Source organism: Mucilaginibacter celer (assembly GCF_003576455.2).
GTDB lineage: Bacteria > Bacteroidota > Bacteroidia > Sphingobacteriales > Sphingobacteriaceae > Mucilaginibacter > Mucilaginibacter celer.
Genome location: NZ_CP032869.1, coordinates 6,367,393 through 6,387,446 on the forward strand (window position 1 = coordinate 6,367,393; position 20,054 = coordinate 6,387,446).

At 42.9% G+C, this 20,054-nt stretch carries 16 protein-coding genes; 12 read left to right on the top strand and 4 right to left on the bottom strand.

All coding sequences use genetic code 11. The features are described 5' to 3' along the window. Window positions 1–214: 214 nt before the first annotated feature. Genes HYN43_RS26520 through ruvC form a run of 4 tightly spaced genes read left to right on the top strand, consistent with a single transcriptional unit; the run spans window position 215 to window position 5,352 of the window. Window positions 215–2,149: a DUF3857 domain-containing protein gene (locus HYN43_RS26520; protein ID WP_119406880.1), complete on the top strand. Its 1,935-nt coding sequence runs from the start codon at window positions 215–217 to the stop codon at window positions 2,147–2,149. Window positions 2,150–2,157: 8 nt separating this feature from the next. Then, window positions 2,158–4,095 carry a DUF3857 domain-containing transglutaminase family protein gene (locus HYN43_RS26525; protein WP_162996640.1) on the top strand — a complete coding sequence of 646 codons (1,938 nt, stop codon included), beginning with the start codon at window positions 2,158–2,160 and terminating at the stop codon, window positions 4,093–4,095. Window positions 4,096–4,108: 13 nt separating this feature from the next. Next, a complete protein-coding gene (gene aat / locus HYN43_RS26530; RefSeq protein WP_119406882.1) occupies window positions 4,109–4,747 on the top strand; it encodes a leucyl/phenylalanyl-tRNA--protein transferase in 639 nt (212 codons plus the stop codon). A gap of 20 nt (window positions 4,748–4,767) precedes the next feature. After that, window positions 4,768–5,352, top strand: a complete 585-nt coding sequence (gene ruvC, locus HYN43_RS26535) for a crossover junction endodeoxyribonuclease RuvC (RefSeq protein ID WP_119409139.1) — start codon at window positions 4,768–4,770, stop codon at window positions 5,350–5,352. 116 nt (window positions 5,353–5,468) lie between these two features. On the opposite strand, the gene HYN43_RS26540 is transcribed toward ruvC, so the two are convergent. Beyond that, window positions 5,469–5,864: an HIT family protein gene (locus HYN43_RS26540; protein WP_119406883.1), complete on the bottom strand. Its 396-nt coding sequence runs from the start codon at window positions 5,862–5,864 to the stop codon at window positions 5,469–5,471. 98 nt (window positions 5,865–5,962) lie between these two features. Beyond that, window positions 5,963–6,436 (bottom strand): transcription elongation factor GreA, encoded by a 474-nt coding sequence (greA, locus tag HYN43_RS26545; RefSeq protein ID WP_119406884.1) that lies wholly within the window; start codon window positions 6,434–6,436, stop codon window positions 5,963–5,965. A 625-nt stretch (window positions 6,437–7,061) separates the two neighbouring features. Between greA and HYN43_RS26550 the strand changes: the two genes are divergently transcribed. The 7 genes from HYN43_RS26550 to HYN43_RS26580 all read left to right on the top strand — a co-directional run bounded on the left by HYN43_RS26550 (window position 7,062) and on the right by HYN43_RS26580 (window position 16,480). Next, window positions 7,062–10,190: a cadherin-like beta sandwich domain-containing protein gene (locus tag HYN43_RS26550; RefSeq protein ID WP_162996641.1), complete on the top strand. Its 3,129-nt coding sequence runs from the start codon at window positions 7,062–7,064 to the stop codon at window positions 10,188–10,190. 76 nt (window positions 10,191–10,266) lie between these two features. Then, window positions 10,267–10,428 carry a hypothetical protein gene (locus tag HYN43_RS30540; RefSeq protein ID WP_162996642.1) on the top strand — a complete coding sequence of 54 codons (162 nt, stop codon included), beginning with the start codon at window positions 10,267–10,269 and terminating at the stop codon, window positions 10,426–10,428. 209 nt (window positions 10,429–10,637) lie between these two features. Further along, window positions 10,638–11,099 (top strand): DUF1569 domain-containing protein, encoded by a 462-nt coding sequence (locus HYN43_RS26560; protein ID WP_119406887.1) that lies wholly within the window; start codon window positions 10,638–10,640, stop codon window positions 11,097–11,099. Window positions 11,100–11,196: 97 nt separating this feature from the next. Further along, a complete protein-coding gene (locus HYN43_RS26565) occupies window positions 11,197–12,270 on the top strand; it encodes an acyltransferase family protein (protein WP_119406888.1) in 1,074 nt (357 codons plus the stop codon). 178 nt (window positions 12,271–12,448) lie between these two features. Next, window positions 12,449–13,054: a TlpA family protein disulfide reductase gene (locus HYN43_RS26570; protein ID WP_119406889.1), complete on the top strand. Its 606-nt coding sequence runs from the start codon at window positions 12,449–12,451 to the stop codon at window positions 13,052–13,054. 46 nt (window positions 13,055–13,100) lie between these two features. Continuing rightward, window positions 13,101–15,329, top strand: coding sequence for a response regulator (locus HYN43_RS26575; RefSeq protein WP_162996643.1), 2,229 nt, complete (start codon window positions 13,101–13,103; stop codon window positions 15,327–15,329). Between the two features lie 137 nt (window positions 15,330–15,466). Further along, a complete protein-coding gene (locus HYN43_RS26580) occupies window positions 15,467–16,480 on the top strand; it encodes an LLM class flavin-dependent oxidoreductase (protein ID WP_119406891.1) in 1,014 nt (337 codons plus the stop codon). Between the two features lie 113 nt (window positions 16,481–16,593). Here HYN43_RS26580 and HYN43_RS26585 read toward each other — a convergent pair whose 3' ends face one another. Then, window positions 16,594–17,457 carry a Cif family virulence factor gene (locus tag HYN43_RS26585; protein ID WP_119406892.1) on the bottom strand — a complete coding sequence of 288 codons (864 nt, stop codon included), beginning with the start codon at window positions 17,455–17,457 and terminating at the stop codon, window positions 16,594–16,596. Window positions 17,458–17,706: 249 nt separating this feature from the next. Here HYN43_RS26585 and HYN43_RS26590 point away from each other — a divergent pair, with 249 nt between their 5' ends. Further along, entirely contained in the window at window positions 17,707–18,381 is a 675-nt protein-coding gene (locus HYN43_RS26590; protein ID WP_119406893.1) for a hypothetical protein, read from the top strand. Between the two features lie 199 nt (window positions 18,382–18,580). Here HYN43_RS26590 and cysS read toward each other — a convergent pair whose 3' ends face one another. Continuing rightward, on the bottom strand, window positions 18,581–20,047 hold the full coding sequence (gene cysS / locus HYN43_RS26595) for a cysteine--tRNA ligase (protein WP_119406894.1): 1,467 nt from the start codon (window positions 20,045–20,047) through the stop codon (window positions 18,581–18,583). Window positions 20,048–20,054 lie beyond the last annotated feature (7 nt).

Here is a 20,054-nt window from a genome sequence, read left to right on the forward strand (position 1 = left end):
TTATTGCGATGAACAGGCTTTTAACACCCACTAAATCGGCCCGTGGTATTAAATATATCACTATAAATACAGGCTTTCTAAAGTCCCAGCCGGTCGAAATAACAAATACAGCAACAGATCCAACCTATCAAACCCGGTTTAAAATTTAAACCGCCGGTTGCGTTATTCTCTTTTGCCATTATTCACAATTAAACCGAAATCCTATTAATTTAAAATGAATAAGTTTTTTACCCTTATCGCTTTAGCTGCTTTTGCTACAGTTGTTAAAGCACAAACCCCGGCTCCTGCTGCTATTCCGGTTACCAAGTCGTTTGGTAAAGTTGATAAAGCCGACCTGGAAATGACCAAATGTGATTTTGAACCCGATGCCAATGCCGAAATACTTTTCGATAAGGGCGACGTGTATTTTGACACTCAATACCAGATTGTATTTGAGCGCCACAAACGTATTAAAGTATTTAACGACCGCGGAAAGGACGCGGCTAACGTACGCATCGAATTCCTGAGCTATAACCGCTCGCAGTTTGTTACCGGTGTTGAAGCCCAGACCATCAACATGGAAAATGGCGCCATTGTACCTGTAAAAGTTGATAAAAAGCAGATTTTTACCGAGGCTGTAGATAAATTTCGTTCGGCCATTGTGTTTTCGTTCCCTAACGTTAAGCCAGGCAGCATCCTCGAGTTTAAATATCGTTTAACTTCGGCCAGCGTTGTAAATTTTCCGGACTGGTATTTTCAAAGCACCATACCAACCCGCTATAGCGAATTAAGCACCAATATCCCCGATATATTAACCTATAAAAACCTGCAAAACCTGCATTATCCTTTTGTAGTCGATAAAACCTCGGGTACCAATACGCATACACAGGCGCTGATGAATATCCCATCGGTTAAGGAAGAGCCTTATATGGGTGCGCTGAATGATAATATGGAACGCATTCTTTTTCAGTTATTAAGTGTGCGTTTAACCTATACCCAAAGCTTTCAGGATAGCTGGACCAAGGTTGGCGAAAACGTAATGGAGTGGGACGATTTTGGTGCGCAGCTTAACCGCAAGCTTACCGGCGAGGAAGCCATTATAGCCAAAGCCAAAACCTTTAAAACAAATGATGAGCGCATAGCCTACATTTTTAACGAGGTGAAAAACACCATGAAATGGAATGACGACTATGGCAACTACACCATGGATGGCACCGTTAAGGCCTGGGAGAAAAAGGTGGGTAACTCTACCGAGATAAACCTGATCCTTTATCACCTGTTGCAAAAAACAGGTATAAATGTTTTCCCGATGATGGTAAGCACCCGTAAGCATGGCCGCGTAAATCCAAGCTTCCCTAACTCATACCAGTTTAACAGCACGGTGGCATATATTCCTGTCGATAGCGCCAAATATTATGTGCTTGATGCCAGTAACAAATACAACCTGTATAACCAGGTGCCAACCAACTTTTTAAATTCGTTTGGCTTGCTGCTAAACAAAGCCGATAAATTTTATGATATGACCTTTTTACAGGATGCCGAACCTGTAAGGCAGGTGATTTTGATTAATGCCGAAATTAAACCTGATGGCAAAATGGCCGGCGCTGCCGATATCAGCAGCTTTGCTTACAATCGCATCAATGTAGTTAAGCATTATAAAACCGATGGTGAAAAAAAATATATCGAAAACCTGCGTGATAACAATAACAACCTGAAAATCTCGTCACTTAAAATCGAAAACATTGATATCGACACAGTTCCGGTAAGACAGAATATTGATTTTAACCTTGATCTTGCAGGTTCGGACGAGAATTACATTTACTTTAACTCAAACCTGTTTACAGATTTGGGCAAAAACCCCTTCCTGAGCGAAAACCGCACTACCGATATTGATTTTGGCTATCGCGATAATTACAATGTAACCGGCATTTTTAAACTGCCTGCCGGATATAAGGTTGATGCCCTGCCCAAAAGTGTAAGCATGGCCATGCCCGATGGTTCAATTGTTTTTAAACGTATGGTTGCCGAGCAGGATGGCTCATTAATGGTACGCCTTAGCATCGACAACAAAAAGACTATATTTTTTAAGGAGAATTATCCGGAGTTCCACGAGTTTTGGAAAAAAATGTTCGAAATGTTGAATGAGCAGGTTGTGCTTAAAAAATCGTAATGAATAACATGTGTATCAGATATTTTAGCAGGCTGCTGCTAACCACAGCAGCACTGTTTGTTTTAGCGGGGCAAAGCTTTTCGCAGGAAAAAAACATCCCGAAGGATCTTTATATTGCCTCAACCATCCCTGATTCGTTAAAAGAGGATGCCAACTCGGTAGTTAGATATAGCCTTAAGGACCGTAACATTACCGGACCGGGCAGAGCCGAAGAACATTATCACACCATCATCACCATTTTAAATGAAAAGGGAAGCGATGAGGCCGAAATAGCTTTGCAGTACAATAAAAAGTTTATTTCGTTAAGTTCATTTGAAATGCGTGTTTATGGGGCCGATGGAACTTTGATAAAAAAATATCATAAAAGCGATATGTATGATCAGTCAGCAGTAGATAACGAAACTTTGGTAACCGACGACAGAATACTTTCCATAAGCCATACCGTTGCTACCTACCCAAGCACGATAGAATTTATTTACGATTACGACAGAAAAAGCCTGATGAGCCTCGGCGCATGGGCTTACCAGGACTATGAGCAATCGGTTCAAAACTCTTCTTATCGTATTTCTATTAACAGCGATGCCGGTTTCAGGTATAAAAACTTCAATACCAGTATTAAACCGGTAAAAACCACAGCCGAAAAAATTGACAGCTACACCTGGAAGGTAAGTAACCTAAAGGCATTTAAGCACGAAAGCGGTTCGCAAAGCTGGCGTGTTTTACCTAAGGTTTACTTTGCTGCCGGCGCGTTTGAATTTTATGGTGTACCCGGCGATATGGCAACCTGGCAAGGTTACGGCAAATGGCAGCAGCAGTTAAATGCTGATGTTTGCAGCCTTACACCCGAAAGAGCGGAGGAAATACGTAAAATGACCGCCGATATAAAAACCGACAGGGAAAAGGCAAAATTTTTATACGAGTACATGCAGAAAAGCGTGCGCTATGTAGGCATACAATTGGGCATTGGCGGTTGGAAGCCCTTCCCGGCAACTTTTGTAGATCAGAAAAAATATGGTGATTGCAAGGCTCTGTCCAATTACATGTCGGCACTGCTTAAGGCGGTAAATATACCGTCGTGCTATGCCATTGTTAATGCAGGTGCCAATATGCAACCGGCCGATCCGGCATTTCCGAACAATCCGTTTAACCACGTGATACTTTGCATTCCTTTTAAAGCAGACACCGCCTGGCTTGAGTGCACCAGCTCTACCCAGGCTTTTGGTAAGCTGGGGCCGTTTACCGAAAACAGGTATGCCTTACTGGTTACCGAAGATGGGGGCAAATTGGTGAAGACCCCGGCAAGTACGGATGTTGATAACCAGTTTAACAGCGAAGTACACATTAAACTTAATGAAGACGGCAGCGCCCTGGCGCAGGTTAAAATTTTAAGCACCGGTGATTACCGTGCCGATTATATGGGCCTGATGTACCTGAAGGAAGACGAGCAAAAGTCACGCATGATCAGGATGCTGAATATGCGCCAGCCATCGGCTTTCAGCTTTACACCTTCGTCCGATAAAGATGGTGTGAAGGAAGTGGGTCTTGAATTGGAATACGATAGGTTTTGCGATGTACTATCAGGCAGTAAGCAGTTTTATAAACCAAGGGTTTTTGATTTATGGCAATCAACACTCCCGGTAGAAGAAAAGCGAAAAACGGATTATTATTTTGAAGTGCCGATGCTTAAAACATGCGTTACCACTATTGATTTGCCTGCCGGGTTTGAAGTAGAAACACTGCCGACCGATCAAAACCTTAAATTTACTTATGGCAGTTATGACGTTAAGTATGTTTACGATGCAACAAAAAATCAGGTAGTGAGCACCACTAAATTCAATTTAAAAAATCAGGTGATCCCTGCTGCTAAATACAATGAAATGCAGGTGTATATGGATGCTATAGCCAAAGCCCAAAATAAAAAGCTGGTGATTCGCCGCAAAGCTTAAATTTGCCTCCTGAATGATATTCAGGCTTGATAAACGACTAATATTTCCAAAGCCCGATCTGGCCGAACCAGACGGGCTTTTGGCTGTAGGTGGTGATCTATCCACCCAGCGCCTGATTCTTGCTTATCAAAGCGGTATTTTTCCGTGGTATGGTGATGATAGTCCTATCCTGTGGTATTCGCCTCATGAACGCTTTGTTTTATTTTCCGATGAATTGAAGATTTCCAAATCCATGCGGCAAGTGTTGCGGTCAGGAAAGTTTAGGGTAACGGTTGATACCTGTTTTGATGAGGTGATCAGAGCTTGTTCAACTACCCCGCGGCAGGGGCAGGACGGCACCTGGATAGTAGCCGATATGATTGCAGCCTATAATACCCTGCACGCTGAAGGGCATGCACACTCGGTGGAAGTTTGGGAGGGTGACCAATTGGTAGGCGGCCTTTACGGCGTACATGTTGGCGATGTGTTTTGCGGCGAAAGCATGTTTAGCCATGTTAGTAATGCCTCCAAAACAGCGCTGATTTATTTATGCAATACCGGTTTATACCAGTTGATAGATTGCCAGGTACATACCAGCCACCTCGAATCGATGGGCGCGCGGATGATAAGCCGGGAGCAATATATGGCCGTGCTGCAAAATAGTTTGGTTTGATTGGTTACCTTTGGATTGATATGCAGCAGGCGGTAAATATAAAAGAGCGGATAATTTTAGGCATCGACCCGGGTACAGTGGTAATGGGCTACGGACTGGTTAAGGAAACCGGTCCCAAAATTGAACTGCTTGCCATGGGTGTGGTAAAAATGCCGGCCACCGACGATCAGATGTTGAAACTGCAGCGCATATTTGAAAAAACAGTTGCTCTTATTGATAACTACCACCCCGATTGCCTGGCCATTGAAGCTCCATTTTATGGTAAAAACATACAGGTAATGCTTAAACTGGGCAGGGCGCAGGGGATGGCCATAGCGGCCGCGCTGTCGCGTAATGTGGAAATTAACGAATACGCCCCCCGTAAAATAAAGCAATCCATCACCGGCAACGGAAGTGCCACTAAAGAACAGGTGGCCGCCATGTTGCAAAGCCTGTTAAAGTTTAAAGAAACTCCCGATTTTTTAGATGCTACCGATGGTTTGGCCGTGGCCGTTTGTCATTCCTTTCAACGGGTTACAACCGGTGCAGGCAAAGCGGGCAGTAAAAAATCGTATTCGGGCTGGGATACTTTTGTGAAGGATAATGCAAAGCGGGTGATTAAGTAGGGAATCATGTGCGGATTTTAGATGTGCGGATGTGCAGGTTATTTGTGAAAGTTACGATATCACTAAACTTCAACCGGTGCTTCATTTGCATATCTGAAATCTGCACATCCACTAATCTATCTCAACGCTTCCTTTATCTTCTCTGCAGTTGCCTTAAACTCTTCCGGCGCGAACTTTTGTTTTGGGTTTGAAAAGTTAATACTCGTCATGCCGTTAAGCGGGATGAGGTGGATGTGTACATGCGGAACATCAAGCCCCATAACAGCCACGCCAACCCTTGGGCAGGGGATGGCTTTCTTTAAACCTACGGCTACTATTTTGGCAAACAATTGTAAACCAGTGTAGGTTTCATCATCCAGGTCAAACAAATAATCAACTTCTTTTTTAGGAATCACCAGCAGGTGCCCTTCGGTAAGCGGGTTAATATCCAAAAATGCCAAAAAATCAACACTCTCGGCTACTACGTGGGCTGGTATATCACCGGCTACTATTTTTGAAAAAATGCTGCTCATAACGGGTTTTGTTTTATGGGTAGATAGGGTACTAATATAAACGGGGCCGATGATCTTTTCAACTAAATCATCCGCCCCGCTAATATATTTTTACAGAATTACCTGCTGATCTCGAGGATCTCAAATTCAATTTTACCGGCAGGTACCGTAATTTCGGTTTTTTCGCCAACGCGTTTGCCCAGCAGGCCTTTGGCTATCGGTGACGTAACCGAAATTTTGCCCGATTTCATATCGGCTTCGCTTTCTGATACCAGTTGATAGCTCATGGTGGCACCGTTTTTAAGGTTTTTGATCTTCACAACAGATAAAGCCAAAACCTTTGATGTATCTATTTTCGATTCATCAAGCAAACGTGCATTGGCCAGGGTTTCCTGCAGTTGCGCAATTTTAGCTTCGTGCAAGCCCTGGGCTTCTTTGGCCGCATCATATTCGGCGTTTTCAGATAAATCGCCTTTATCGCGTGCTTCGGCAATAGCCCTTGATATATCGGCACGGCCGGTTGTTTTTAATCGTTGTAGTTCCTCTTTTAATTTCTCTAAACCATCTTTGGTATAGTATGATACCTCTGCCATAACGCAAAAATTTATTAATATGATTACTGTTCGTTATCCAAAAAAAACCGCCCTTCCCTGTTTGTAAGAAAGGACGCGCAATGCTTATAAAAGCAAACAAGACTATGTAAGCCGTTTGCCTACATAGTCTTGCTTTTTGGTAATTAACGAAGATAAGTGATTTAAGTTTTAATATCCAAATTTTTTAACTATCGATTTTTAGCACGTATAACCGCCCATTACCGATTGCCGGAATTATGTATTTCATCAGCTTATACCCACCGGTTTATTCAGGATAGCTTGAGTTTATTTGAGCTAATGCTGAAAATAATGAAACTACATACAATTGGTATAATTAATTTATCATTTTGAAACCGATAAATCGTATCTGAAAACATTTGTTGGTATCCCATTTTCGTTATAAATCAGTAAATTGCAGCGTTTTTAGTTTATAAACGCATTGCCGCTTAACTCAATGAGTAACCTTATCATGTTAATTTCAACAATCTGTATGCAAGTGAGCCTGCAAGCGGTGTCGTTATTTACTCTTCTGTTAAGGAGGGTAAAAAAAGAACGCCTCATTATAGTTACGCTTTTACTGGCTTCGGTTAAAGTTTGCCCTGCGTTTACGTTTAACAAGTCTAATATGGCTGTTGTTTCAAGCATGGCATCTAAAGCAGATACGCTTAAAGCCTTAGCACTATCAGTGGGTACTATTACCCCCGCATTTAATAAAACGATAAAAAGCTACAATGCGGTAGTTCCTAATACTACATCATTTATAACGTTTTTGCCGTTTACCAATAACGCGTCCCCCGTCCGGGTAAATGGAAAGGATGTGAATTCGGGGTCGGCATCTCAAAGCATCCCGTTAAATCAAGGCCTCAATACTATTAGTGTTGTAGTGAACGGGATGAGTAAAATTAATTCGGTACAGCAGCTAACCCTTAAAGAGTATGCCGCAGCCCATGGCAAAACTGCCGGCGCAGGGGGAAACGATAGCGTTATTATACAGCAATATATTAACGATACTACACAAAAAGTTAAACTTTTTGATAGCGGAGGTTTGTTTTATACCAGCGGTAACACGCTTTATGCTAATAATCACCTTGTGGGCTATGGCGCAAAAGTAAGACTTGCAGATAACGCCAACAGACCAATTTTTACTAATGCTCACTGGCGTGATGAGGGTATCGACACCAATATAACCATTGAAGGCTTTTTATTAAGCGGAAATGATTTAAAGCAACAACACCACCTCACGGCTGGTATTGATAGCGGCGAGTTTATAGTTGGTGTTAAATTAATGGGAATAAAAAAACTCGCTTTAAAAAATATGCAACTCGACAGCATGCGAACATTTTCGGTTGCAATACAAGGACGTGATATTTATATAGACAGCATATTTATCAACCAGCAGTATATCAGCACTAATTCGGGTGGTTTGACCGAATTTAACCAGGATGGCCTCCATTTTTACGGGCCTTCTTCAAATATTTATGTTAACCACGTAAAATACATTACTACAGATGATGCTATATGTGTTTGCGGTACCGATCCTGTTCCTCAGTCAAAAACCACAAAAAAAAGCGGTCAGATAACCAACGTGCGCATCCTGAACACTAACTTTATTCATGCTAAAAGAGGGATCAGGTTGCTTAGTCAGGATTATTTTTTAGATGACGTGCTGATTGACGGCATTACAGGCAGGGCGACCAATAGCGTTGTTTTAGTATCTGCCTATCAAAGGCAATACGGTACAGGCAAATTCGGGCTTATCAAAATAGCTAATGTAAATGCTACTATTGACAGCATCATTCCCACAGGCGATAAGCAAACCGGGTATATCATTATTAATGATAATATTGATCATGTTATTATTGATCGTGTATCGCACACGCAAAATCAGTACATTAACGTACCAACCGTTAAAGCCGAATTTACACTTAATGCCCGGTTGATTGAATTATCTAATATCTCAACCACATTAAATAAAACCCTTTCGGCTGCTACATCGGCAAATGCGAGCGATTTAAACCAAACAGATATTTTGTTGGCCAAGGGCGGTGTTATTAACACCATCAGCGTCAAAAATCATATAATAAGCAACGGAACGGCGGGTAAGGGAACAGGCATAGCCCTTGCACTTGGAACAGCCAGTGCAAACAATCTTGCAATTCATAAACTCGTAATTGATTCGGCAAATTATGACTATATCAATCGTGATCTTAATATCAGAAGCAATGCCGTTGTTGATAGTTTAATAGTAACCAATACACGTACCAATAGCCCCGCAACCTACGGCACCCTCGTTAGTCTCGCGGCTACTGTTAATAACCTATTGTTGCGTAACTATGGCTGGACGTCCGCTTCAGGAGCTATGTACAATGTCGTATCTGATGGCTCCATTAAAAATGTGAACAAAAACTATACTTCATTATTTTCATTACCGGCGATTGCGTTTACACCGGCCGGTGGGCTTGCTGCCGCACCTACGCAAACCTGGGCTCTTTCTACGGTGCCAATTACTTACACTATTGGGGTAACCAGGATAGCATCTTCTATTTCGGCTAACCTGGCTAATTTAAAAATAAGCGGCGGGAGCTTTTCGCCTGCCTTTATTGCCAACATTACAAATTATACCTTAAGTGTGCCTAATGCTACATTATCTGTTACTGTTACACCTACTTTGCGCGATTCGCTGGCTACAGCTACAATAAACGGGACCTCTGTTGGCTCCAGGCAGTCATCAACTCCAATTTCACTAAATGTTGGCGAAAACATTATTAATATAAAAGTAATTGCAATTGATGGTATCAGTACCAAAACCTATACTGTTAAAGTTACGCGGTTACCCGCCAGCCTGAATTTAAGCAATATAAAAATAAGCAGCGGCACACTTAGCCCAGCCTTTAGTAGCGAAACACAAAGTTATACCGCTATTGTGGCCAACGCCCAGCCTTCATTAACTATAACACCAACGGTATCTTCTGCTACAACTACAATCGCCATTAATGGAATTACGGTAATATCAGGAAACGCTTCGCAGTCTTTTCCACTTAAAATTGGTGTCAATGTTATTAAAATAGTAACAAACGCGAGCGGAGCCGAAACCAAAACATACACGCTTACAATTACCAGGCTGGCAGCTCCTATAGCGGCAAACCTTGCTAATCTTAAAACAAACAGCGGTACACTTTCGCCTGTGTTTAGTGCCAATGTAACAAGTTACACAGTAAATGTGGCAAGCGTAACAAATACAGTTACTGTAACGGCAACACTCCGCGATTCGTTGGCTACGGCAACTGTAAATGGCAAAGATATAATTTCAAGATTGGCCTCGGCGCCGATATCCTTAAATGCGGGTAATAACAGCATTGTAATCACAGTAGCTGCTAATGACGGTATCTCAACAAAAACTTACAACATTAATGTTGTAAGGGCCGCAACAGTTAATACCGGCTCGTTTTATGCTGCTGCTATACAGCGAATACCAGAAGTTGTGGTACCATCCGCCCTTTCACCAAATGGTGATGGCGTCAACGACAGACTGGTTATAGCTGGCATTATCGCCTGTCCGGATAATAACCTCACCGTCGTCAATCAAAACGGGTTTATAGTGTATCAAAAAAAAGGCTATGATAACAACACTGATGTTTTTGATGGACACTCGGGCGTAACCGGCAAAATGCTTATACCCGGAACCTATTTTTACACCTTAACTTTAGGTAATGGCTCAAAAACGCAGACTGGGTACATTATTATCAGGTATTGAGGATGTTAACCAACCCTGTCAAAAAATTATGGCCCGATGCCTGCATTATTGGCACGGCTTTGGTTATCTATCAGGCATGAAAGTATTAAATCTCAACATCAATTTCCAGGCGCTGCAAGCTCCGCATCTCATTAAGGCTAAATTGAAAAAAGATCTTGATGCCTTTAAAGCCACCAACCTGCAGTTTTTGCGTAATAACCAGGCTTTTAACCCAGCAACTCCGGGCATGATTGCCTGATCAACATATATTTTCATCTACCTATGATAGCAGCTTCCCCTTGGAAGCTGTTTTTGTTTATACACTTTTTTAATACAGGTGTATGTTTTTTTGTGCGATATTTCGTGACATGAGTAACCGGTGGATTTTTAAGAAAACTGATAACACAAATTTTAATTGTGATAAATTAAGATTGATGTTATTTGGATAACAGTGCCTATCTTGTACACATGGCATTTCCTAATATTTTTACCGTACAGGTTATCGATGATGTTATCGGTCGCATCAATAAACTTACGTCCTCAACCACTGCGCAATGGGGTAAAATGAATGCACCGCAAATGCTGGCCCACTGCTGCGTTGCGTACGAACTGGAGTACGAGGGCGATAAACACCCCAAACCCGGTGCATTGATGCGGCTGATGCTGAAAATGCTGGTAAAAAACAAAGTGGTAAGCGAAGCACCTTATAAACATAGCAGTCCAACTGCCCCCGCCTTTATTGTAACCGGCGAGCGGGATTTTGAAACAGAAAAAGCGCGCCTGATTGGCTATATTAAAAAAACACAGCAATTGGGCGAAAGTGAGTTTGATGGTAAAATGTCGCACTCATTTGGGCCTTTAAGCATTACCCAATGGAATAACCTGTTTTACAAACATCTTGATCATCACCTAACGCAATTTGGCGTTTAATTTTAGGGTTTAGACGGATAAAGCGTTAAACCCGGCCAATCTTTTAAAATATATTGTTTTATTTGCTGTAGCCCTGAAAGGAGGGCTTGCATACGGCATGGAAAAATTATCTCCCGGTATTCTTAAAACAAAACAGCATTTTGAAATTTTAGACGGATTAAGGGGAGTGGCGGCACTGGCCGTGGTTACCTTCCATTTTATGGAGATAGCTTATACCGATTACAGCCAGGATTTTATAGGCCACGGTTTTTTAGCCGTCGATTTCTTTTTTTGCTTATCGGGCTTTGTAATAGCCTACGCTTATGACGACAGGATAGGCAAAATGGGGATTAAGGAGTTTTTTAAATCGAGACTGATCAGGCTGCATCCGCTGGTTGTTTTTGGGGCGGTATTAGGTTTGATAACTTTTCTTTTTGATCCTTTTGGAGGCCATCCCGAGGCCTATAGTTTAGGTAAACTGGGCCTGATATTTTTAAGTTCGATATTGCTGATCCCGTACCCGGTAATGGAGGATAGGTACTTTAACTTGTTTGGCTTAAACGCCCCGGCCTGGTCATTGTTTTGGGAATATATAGCCAATATAGTTTACGCTTTGGTGCTTTGCCGCCTGGCCAAACGCTACCTTGTCCCTATCGCAATTATTGCCGGCATTATTTTGTGTATGGTTGGCTACCAGGCCGGTAACCTGTTGGGCGGCTGGAGCGGCGGCACTTTTTGGCACGGCGGCGCAAGGGTTTTATACTCGTTTACGGCCGGGCTTATCGTTTACCGGTTTAACCTCATCATTAAAAATAAACTGGGGTTTATCGGCATTTCGATATTGTTGTTCCTGGCCTTTATCATGCCTTTTTCAAAATGGAACTGGCTGAGCGAGCCTTTCGTAATACTTTTTTACTTTCCGCTCATCGTATCCCTTGGTGCCGGGGCCACGCTATCTGGCGGATTAAAAAAGATCTGCAATTTTTTTGGTAACATCTCCTATCCGTTGTATATGACGCATTATGCCGTGTTGTGGATGTTTGGCAACTATTATGCAGCCAATAAGCCCGATACTACTCATCTTACCTTAATTATTATTGCAGCGTTAATTGTGCTGCCGGCCTTTGCATACTTCGTGATGCAGGTTTACGACATCCCGTTGCGCAGCTACCTTACCAAAAAACGAAAATAGCAGTAATTATCTGCCACAAACTTACTTAAAAGTGTTGAAAATACACTAAAAAGCGAGTTTTTTAAAACCTATGTGTTTAAATGACGCATAAACCGTAGTATTTATCATATTTATTGTTGTTTTTGCCCATTTTTGTTAAGGATTTTGCAACAACCTTTATGGCAAGGGCCGTATCACAATGAAAAAGACTTTCGTCATCGTTTGGCTGTTGATACTCTGCACGGCAGTGGGGGCATTGTTTTGGTACAACGATTTGCAATATCGCCTGCCTACTCCAATCCCGGCAAATTACAAACCCGTTAATCAAGGCGAGTTGGTTAAGCTCAACCAAAACCTGTATAAAGTTTATAGCGATAATAGTAAACCCCTGTTCCTTCATTTTTTTAACCCGAATTGCCCCTGTTCAAGATTCAACATCAACCAGTTTAAGGCCATTGTAGCGCAATACTCGGCACAGGTAAATTTCATGATTGTGATTATGAGTGATAAGCATTTTACCGTTGATGAGATCCAGGATAAATTTGGCATGAAGCTCCCGGTGATATTCGATCCATCCGTTGCTGAGGCCTGCGGTGTTTACTCAACCCCACAGATAGCCCTGCTTGATGCCGGCAGAAAACTGTATTACCGGGGTAACTACAACGTAAGCCGCTATTGTACCGACGAGAAAACAAGCTTTGCCAAAATAGCCATTAACGGGTTGCTGAATGCGAATACACGTTTAACTTTTAATAGGCTGGCCCTAACCTCTTATGGTTGTCGCCTGCCCGATTGTCATAATTAACATACCCCCAAAAATTAAAATATTGACAGCCTCCATCGAACATAACATGCTTTTCCAAACCGAGATCAAAGATCGGTCAGACAGGCTCATGAATTATTTTTTGCCCATTCACTTTTTGCTGGGCATTGTACTGGCTTTTTTTTACGATACCTGGCTTATTGGCATTGGCGTTGGCAGTATTTGCCTTGTGGCGTACTATACAACCAAGATCTTGCTGCCCAATTCAAACCTGTATCAGTATGTGCTGGGAGCTATATTGGGCATTTTTATGGCCCAGTACATTTACCAGATGCATGGTTTGTTCGAGATGCATTTTTTTGCATTTATTTCGAGCGCCCTGCTTATCACCTATCAAAACTGGAAACTGCAGATCCCTTTGCTTATTGTGGTAATTATACACCACGCAACGTTCAGCTACCTGCAGGATATTGGCTATAACGGCATCTATTTCACACAGCTTAATTATTTCGATTTTCAAACCTTTGTTATCCACGCGCTGCTTACCGGTGTAATTATGTTTATATGCGGTTTGTGGGGCTATCAATTAAAAAAATATAACGAGATCAGGATTTTTCAAACAATCCAGATGGCCGAACTGCAAAAGGAGGCACTGCTTTCGCTCGAGCGTAAACATAATGAAGAAGTATTGGCCAAAGCCAATACCGAGCTTAACCGGTCGAACCAGGAATTGCAGAAAGCACGGTTAGCCGCCGACCAGGCTAACCAGGAAAAAAGTATCTTCCTGGCTACCATGAGCCATGAAATCCGTACGCCGATGAATGGGGTTATCGGCATGTCCGCGCTATTGAGCGAAACGCCGCTTGATGATGAGCAGCGCATGTTTACCGAAACCATCATCAATTGCGGCGAAACGCTGATCCACGTAATTAATAATATCCTCGATTTTTCGAAGATCGAGTCGGGCAATCTCGATCTGGAGCAGGAGGATTTTAACCTGCGCCAATCGGTAGAGGATGTAATGGATATGTTTGCCATTAAAGGCGGGCAAATAGGCCTCGACCTGGTTTACGAAATAACCGAAGATTTGCCAACCAATATTATCGGTGATCCGCTACGGTTGAAACAGGTTTTGATTAACCTGGTAAGCAATGCCATTAAATTTACCGAAAAGGGTGAGGTTGGTATCAAAATAAGCTGCCTGCAAAAAGAAACCGACGGTTTGTTGAAACTGCGTTTTGATGTTTGGGATACAGGTATCGGCATTCCCAAAGATAAATTGCACCGCCTGTTTAAAGCTTTTTCGCAGGTTGATTCATCAACTACGCGCAAATATGGCGGTACCGGTTTGGGATTGGCTATATGTGAGAAGCTGGTAAAATTAATGGGCGGCAGCATTGGCGTTGAAAGCAAACCGGGAGAGGGGGCAAAGTTTTATTTTACTATTAACGCCTATCCGGGCGTAGCTTCATCGGCACCGCCTATCAACATCGATATTGAAGATTTGAGGGGCAAAAAAATACTGGTTGTTGATGATAATCATACCAACCTGGCCATTTTAAGCCGCCAGTTTGAAAACTGGAACCTGCAGCCCATACTTGCCGAATCGGGTGCTGAAGCCCTGGTTGTGTTACAGAAAAATAAAGATATCGACCTTATAATTACCGATATGCACATGCCGGTTATGGATGGCGCTATGCTGGCCAAACTAATTAAAGACGAGTATAGCCACATCCCTATCATATTACTCAGCTCGGTAGGTGAAGACCTGATTAAGCATCAGCGCGGCCTGTTCACCTCGGTAATGAATAAGCCTATCAAGCAGCAGGTGCTGGGCAAGCAGGTTTTTATGGCGCTGCGCGAAAAAACGGCCATCAGTGATGATAAACAGGTTAAAAGCAAGCTCTCTGTTGATTTTTGTGATAAGTACCCTTTCAACATCCTGATTGCCGAAGATAACGAGGTAAACCAGCATGTAATAAAACACATTCTTGGCAAAATGGGCTATAAACCCGGTATGGTAAAAAACGGGTTGGAAGCTGTAGAAGCCACGGAACTGGGTAATTATGAACTGATATTAATGGATATGCAAATGCCGGTTATGGATGGGCTTGAAGCTACCCGTGTTATCCGTAGAGCTGATGTTAAACAACCCGTTATTATAGCGCTTACGGCCAACGCCATGCCAGGCGATGAACAGGACTGCTTACAGGCCGGCATGGACGATTACCTAAGCAAACCTGTAAAGCTGGATGAGTTGATGAACAAGCTATCCAAATGGTATACAGCATCAAATAGCAAAAGCGCAGTTGCCTGAACCGATTAGCTAAACGCACTTGCCTTTATTATTTATATTGGACGCATCGTTCCGGAATGGTAATCTTAATGCCATAAAACCTTTGGCATAAAGCCCGCCTGCAACCTGATGTTTATTTTTGTGTTTATACTGAATATATGAGCGCAAATAAAATTAAGCTAAGCGTGCTCGACCAGTCGCCGATACGCAAGGGGGCTACTGCCGCGCAGGCCATACAGGAAACCGTACAACTGGCAAAACTTACCGATACCCTGGGTTATACCCGTTTCTGGGTTTCAGAACATCATAATATGGGCATTATTGCCGGTTCCACACCCGAGGTATTGCTGGCCCACCTGGCCGGCGAAACCAAAAACATGCGCATGGGGTCGGGCGGCATTATGATGCCTAACCATAGTACACTTAAAGTTGCCGAAAATTTCAGGATGCTGGAGGCCTTGTTCCCCGGTCGCATTGATTTGGGCATGGGGCGTGCGCCGGGTACCGACAGGATTACGGCCGCGGCGCTGAATCCCTCAAACCAATTCAGCGAGCAGGATTTTGTTGAGCAACTGGCCGATTTGCAGAGCTATTTTCACGATACCTACGAGCCGGGAACCATCCAGGCCCGCATCAGGGCTATCCCGCAGGTAAAAACTGTGCCCGATATGTGGTTGCTAAGCTCGAGCGGGCAAAGCGGTTTGTTTGCCGCGCATTTTGGTATGGGTTTCTCGTTTGCACATTTTATTAACCCTAACGGCGGGCCCGAAAATGTTAAAATGTATCGCGACCGTTTTCAACCTTCGGATGATCTGGCGGAGGCGAAAGCCAATGTGGCTATATTTGTTTTCTGTTCGGAAGATCCCGAAAAAGTGCGCCGGCACATCGCTGTAATGAACCACCGTTTTTTACAATTTGAAAAAGGCGGGCCGATAGTGCCGCTGAGCTATGATGATGTAAAAGATGTTGAATATACCCCGGCCGAACAGGAGCGCCTGCGCGCCAATAACTACCGGGTAATTGCAGGTTCGCCAACCGAGCTGAAACTTAAACTTACCTGGCTGGCCAATGATTATGGAGTAGATGAAATTATGGTTGTTACCATCACAGAAGATTTTGAAGACAGGCTGGAATCATACCGTTTACTGGCGCAGCAGTTTGAATTAGTATAAAAAGGATAATATAAATAAAAAGTAAAAGGCCTTTGCAACTTAATACTGCAAAGGCCTTTTATCTTTCTCCGGGAGGTGATACTAACCTCTAATCTCCAACCTCTAATCACTAATTACTCATTCTCAATAGGTGAGAAAATTTCCAGCAGGATATTCCACCTTTTGGCTTTGTCAATTTCCCAAACGCGTACATAGTTGTAATTGCCTACCACGTTACCTTTGGTAATGCGGGCGTGGCCATAGGTGTACGCCAGATCGTTACTTGATGAGCGGCCACCATCGGTAGTTTCGGCAGTGATGCTGATGGCTTCGTTATTGATAAACTTCATCACCACATCGGTACCCGTCATTGGCGAAAAGCCGGGGAAATAGTAACGGCCTTCCGGGCTTAAAAACTCTTTATAGCTGGCCATTGCTGAAAGACTTAAACCATGGTTAAATGTTTTATCGGTACCGATAATTACATTTTTGGCTCCAAACGGATCTTTAGCCGGGCCCGAGCGCTGCGCCGGATCTGGTTCTTTAAAGTCGGTAATCGCTTCTTCTTCGGCCTCAGGGTGCTGAATGCCCAGATCTATCAGCAGTTTAAGCTTACCGTCGCCGCTGTTGCGCCAAATGGATACATAGTCGCCAAAAACTTTATCATCTTCGGTTTTACTATTTTGATATACATAGGGGCCGGCGGTAAAAGCCAGATCGCCGTTGGCCGAGATGCGGGCAAATTTAGGTTCCCAGCTCAGCTTGCCGGCCTGTTTATCTATCTTACTGTAAAAATCAACAATTTTAACCGGCTCGGGCTTAAATACAATACCTTCCGGATCGGCAACGGCCAAAAAGCCATCTTTTATACCTTTACGTTCAACTAACTTATTAAAAGCCTGTTCAACACTAACTACCTTGTTTACATTAACAACGTCCTGGGCAAAAGCAAAAACGCCATAACCAATAAATGTAGCAGCTAATATGATTTTTTTCATGCGTGTAGCGGGGTTTTAAGGGAGCAATTTAGTAATAAATTTTAAGTAGGAAACGCAATAGTCAAAATGCGCAGAGGCACATAACATAATTTAACAATGGCGTTATTTTTATTTGATGATGAAACGAAAATACGGGCAAATAATTGCGGAGAATAACTCTGATCATTTAAAACTGAAGTAATTAAAAAAAATAATTAACTTCATAACCGATCACATCCGTTTTTGTTTAAACCAATATAAACTCTATTCATGAAAAAGTACAATTTATACTGCATCGTGCTGTTCCTGTTTATTGGCGCGCAGGCTAAAGCACAGTATCTTCAGGACTATACAGGGCGCCCGTATTACCTCAAAACCAATGATGGCGTACAGGGAAATCCGCTGCTTACCGAAACCTGGTACACGGCCACCGTTGATTTTGCCAACGGCAAAACGGCCAATGCCATATTAAATTACAACCTCCGCGGCGATGAGTTACTGTTTAAAAATCCAAAAGATTCGGCGGTTTTAGCCTTTGTTGAGCCGGTGAAAAGTTTTTCGATAAAAGGGATTCGATTAGAAGAAAGCGACCAGGCTGATATCACCTTTGCCAGCGGTTTCCCGGCGGTTGATGATCAAACCAACAAAACTTTTTACCAGGTGGTTGGCGACGGGAAAATAAAACTGCTGAGATATTACAAAAAGAAAGTGCTTGAATCAACCGAGTTTTCATCGCAGATAGTTTCCAGAACGCTTGTTACCAGTAACAGCTATTATTTATTTGCCAACAACCAGATGGTTAAAATAAAGCCATCGCAAAAAACAGTACTGGCTGCCATGAATGATAAGGCCGATAAAATGCAGGAATATCTTAAAGCAAACAAAGTTGATTTTAAAAGTGATGTAGCGTTGGCTAAGTTATTTGGGTATTATAACTCGCTTTAGGGGGCTATCTTTGATGTAATGACGTCATTACTTTGTACCTATTCAACATTGTCATGCTTCGTTCCTCAGCATGACAAGAAAATGATGTCTTATTTCCTTCTGACGCCTCAGCTTTTACTTATCAGCAATGACGTTTTTTATATAGTTACCCCCGAACAACTAATCTCTATTCTCCAATCACTAATCTCTAACCTCTAACCTACGCCTTACTCCAGGTAGTGCCCTCTTTGCTATCTTTCAATTGGAAACCTATCTGCGATAACCCATCGCGGATCTTATCCGATGTGGCATAATCCTTATTGGCTTTAGCGCCGCTGCGCAGATCAACAATAAAGTTTAATACTTTGGGCAGATCGTCATTAGCGGCCTGCTCATTTTGTAAACCCAGCACATCAACCACAAAGGTGTTCATCAGCGTAGTTAACTGCTCCAGGTTAGCCGCATCTATTTTCATTTTGCCATCATATACAGAATTTATGATGCGCGATGCCTCAAACAGTTCTGCAATTAATACCGGGCTGTTAAAATCATCGTTCATAGCGGCGTAGCAGCGTTCCATCAATGGTGCTATTTCAACCTCGGTAGTGGCAGAGGCTTTTAAGCCGTCAGTTAGCAGGGCAAAAGCGTTCATGAGGCGTTTAAAACCTTTTTCGGATGCTTCCATGGCCTCGTTACCAAAATCGAGGGTGCTACGGTAGTGAGCCTGCAGCATAAAGAAACGTACCGTCATGGGGCTGTAGCCTTTATTGAGGATAGAGTTTTCGCCGCTGAAAAGCTCATGGGGCAAAAAGCTGTTCCCTAAAGATTTTGACATTTTTTGCCCGTTTACCGTAAGCATATTGGTATGTACCCAGTATGTAGCCGGGTTTGTACCACAGCAGGCTACGTTTTGTGCAATCTCGTTGGTGTGGTGCGTAGGCACAAGGTCAAGCCCGCCGCCGTGAATATCAAAATGGCTGCCTAAATATTTCTGGCTCATGGCCGAGCATTCCAAATGCCAGCCCGGAAAACCCACACCCCATGGCGAAGGCCATTTCATCAGGTGCTCGGGTTTGGCTTTTATCCAAAGGGCAAAATCAAGCTTGCCGCGTTTTTCGTCCTGGCCGCCAAGCGTGCGCGTATTGTTCATCAAATCGTCGAGGTTGCGGCCGCTCAGTATGCCGTAATCCTGGCTTTTGTTATATTTTTCAACATCAAAATAAATAGTGCCATCTACCTCGTAAGCATAGCCTTTTTCAAGAATCACCTTTACCATTTCAATTTGCTCAATGATGTGGCCGGTGGCTGTAGGCTCGATACTTGGGGGCAGGTTATTTAAAATGCGCATCACATCCCTGAAACCAACAGTGTATTTTTGTACAATTTCCATAGGCTCAAGCTGTGCCAGCTTGGCTTTTTTGGCAATTTTATCTTCGCCCTCGTCTCCGGCATCACCTTCCAGGTGACCGGCATCGGTTACATTGCGCACGTAACGTACCTTATAGCCAATGGCGGTAAGGTATCTGAACATTAAATCGAAAGATATATAGGTACGGCAGTTGCCTAAATGAACATCGCTATAAACAGTAGGGCCGCAAACATACATGCCAACATGTGGCGCGTTAAGCGGTTTAAATAATTCTTTTTTACGGGATAAAGTATTGTAAACAAACAAATTTTGTTGCATGGCGCAA

What these genes read in the sequence shown, in the direction of transcription:
- HYN43_RS26520 (WP_119406880.1), top strand. Translation starts at nt 215, where the DNA reads ATGAATAAGTTTTTTACCCTTATCGCTTTAGCTGCTTTTGCTACAGTT.
- HYN43_RS26525 (WP_162996640.1), top strand. Translation starts at nt 2,158, where the DNA reads ATGTGTATCAGATATTTTAGCAGGCTGCTGCTAACCACAGCAGCACTG.
- aat (WP_119406882.1), top strand. Translation starts at nt 4,109, where the DNA reads ATGATATTCAGGCTTGATAAACGACTAATATTTCCAAAGCCCGATCTG.
- ruvC (WP_119409139.1), top strand. Translation starts at nt 4,768, where the DNA reads ATGCAGCAGGCGGTAAATATAAAAGAGCGGATAATTTTAGGCATCGAC.
- HYN43_RS26540 (WP_119406883.1), bottom strand. Translation starts at nt 5,864, where the DNA reads ATGAGCAGCATTTTTTCAAAAATAGTAGCCGGTGATATACCAGCCCAC.
- greA (WP_119406884.1), bottom strand. Translation starts at nt 6,436, where the DNA reads ATGGCAGAGGTATCATACTATACCAAAGATGGTTTAGAGAAATTAAAA.
- HYN43_RS26550 (WP_162996641.1), top strand. Translation starts at nt 7,062, where the DNA reads ATGGCTGTTGTTTCAAGCATGGCATCTAAAGCAGATACGCTTAAAGCC.
- HYN43_RS30540 (WP_162996642.1), top strand. Translation starts at nt 10,267, where the DNA reads ATGAAAGTATTAAATCTCAACATCAATTTCCAGGCGCTGCAAGCTCCG.
- HYN43_RS26560 (WP_119406887.1), top strand. Translation starts at nt 10,638, where the DNA reads ATGGCATTTCCTAATATTTTTACCGTACAGGTTATCGATGATGTTATC.
- HYN43_RS26565 (WP_119406888.1), top strand. Translation starts at nt 11,197, where the DNA reads ATGGAAAAATTATCTCCCGGTATTCTTAAAACAAAACAGCATTTTGAA.
- HYN43_RS26570 (WP_119406889.1), top strand. Translation starts at nt 12,449, where the DNA reads ATGAAAAAGACTTTCGTCATCGTTTGGCTGTTGATACTCTGCACGGCA.
- HYN43_RS26575 (WP_162996643.1), top strand. Translation starts at nt 13,101, where the DNA reads ATGCTTTTCCAAACCGAGATCAAAGATCGGTCAGACAGGCTCATGAAT.
- HYN43_RS26580 (WP_119406891.1), top strand. Translation starts at nt 15,467, where the DNA reads ATGAGCGCAAATAAAATTAAGCTAAGCGTGCTCGACCAGTCGCCGATA.
- HYN43_RS26585 (WP_119406892.1), bottom strand. Translation starts at nt 17,457, where the DNA reads ATGAAAAAAATCATATTAGCTGCTACATTTATTGGTTATGGCGTTTTT.
- HYN43_RS26590 (WP_119406893.1), top strand. Translation starts at nt 17,707, where the DNA reads ATGAAAAAGTACAATTTATACTGCATCGTGCTGTTCCTGTTTATTGGC.
- cysS (WP_119406894.1), bottom strand. Translation starts at nt 20,047, where the DNA reads ATGCAACAAAATTTGTTTGTTTACAATACTTTATCCCGTAAAAAAGAA.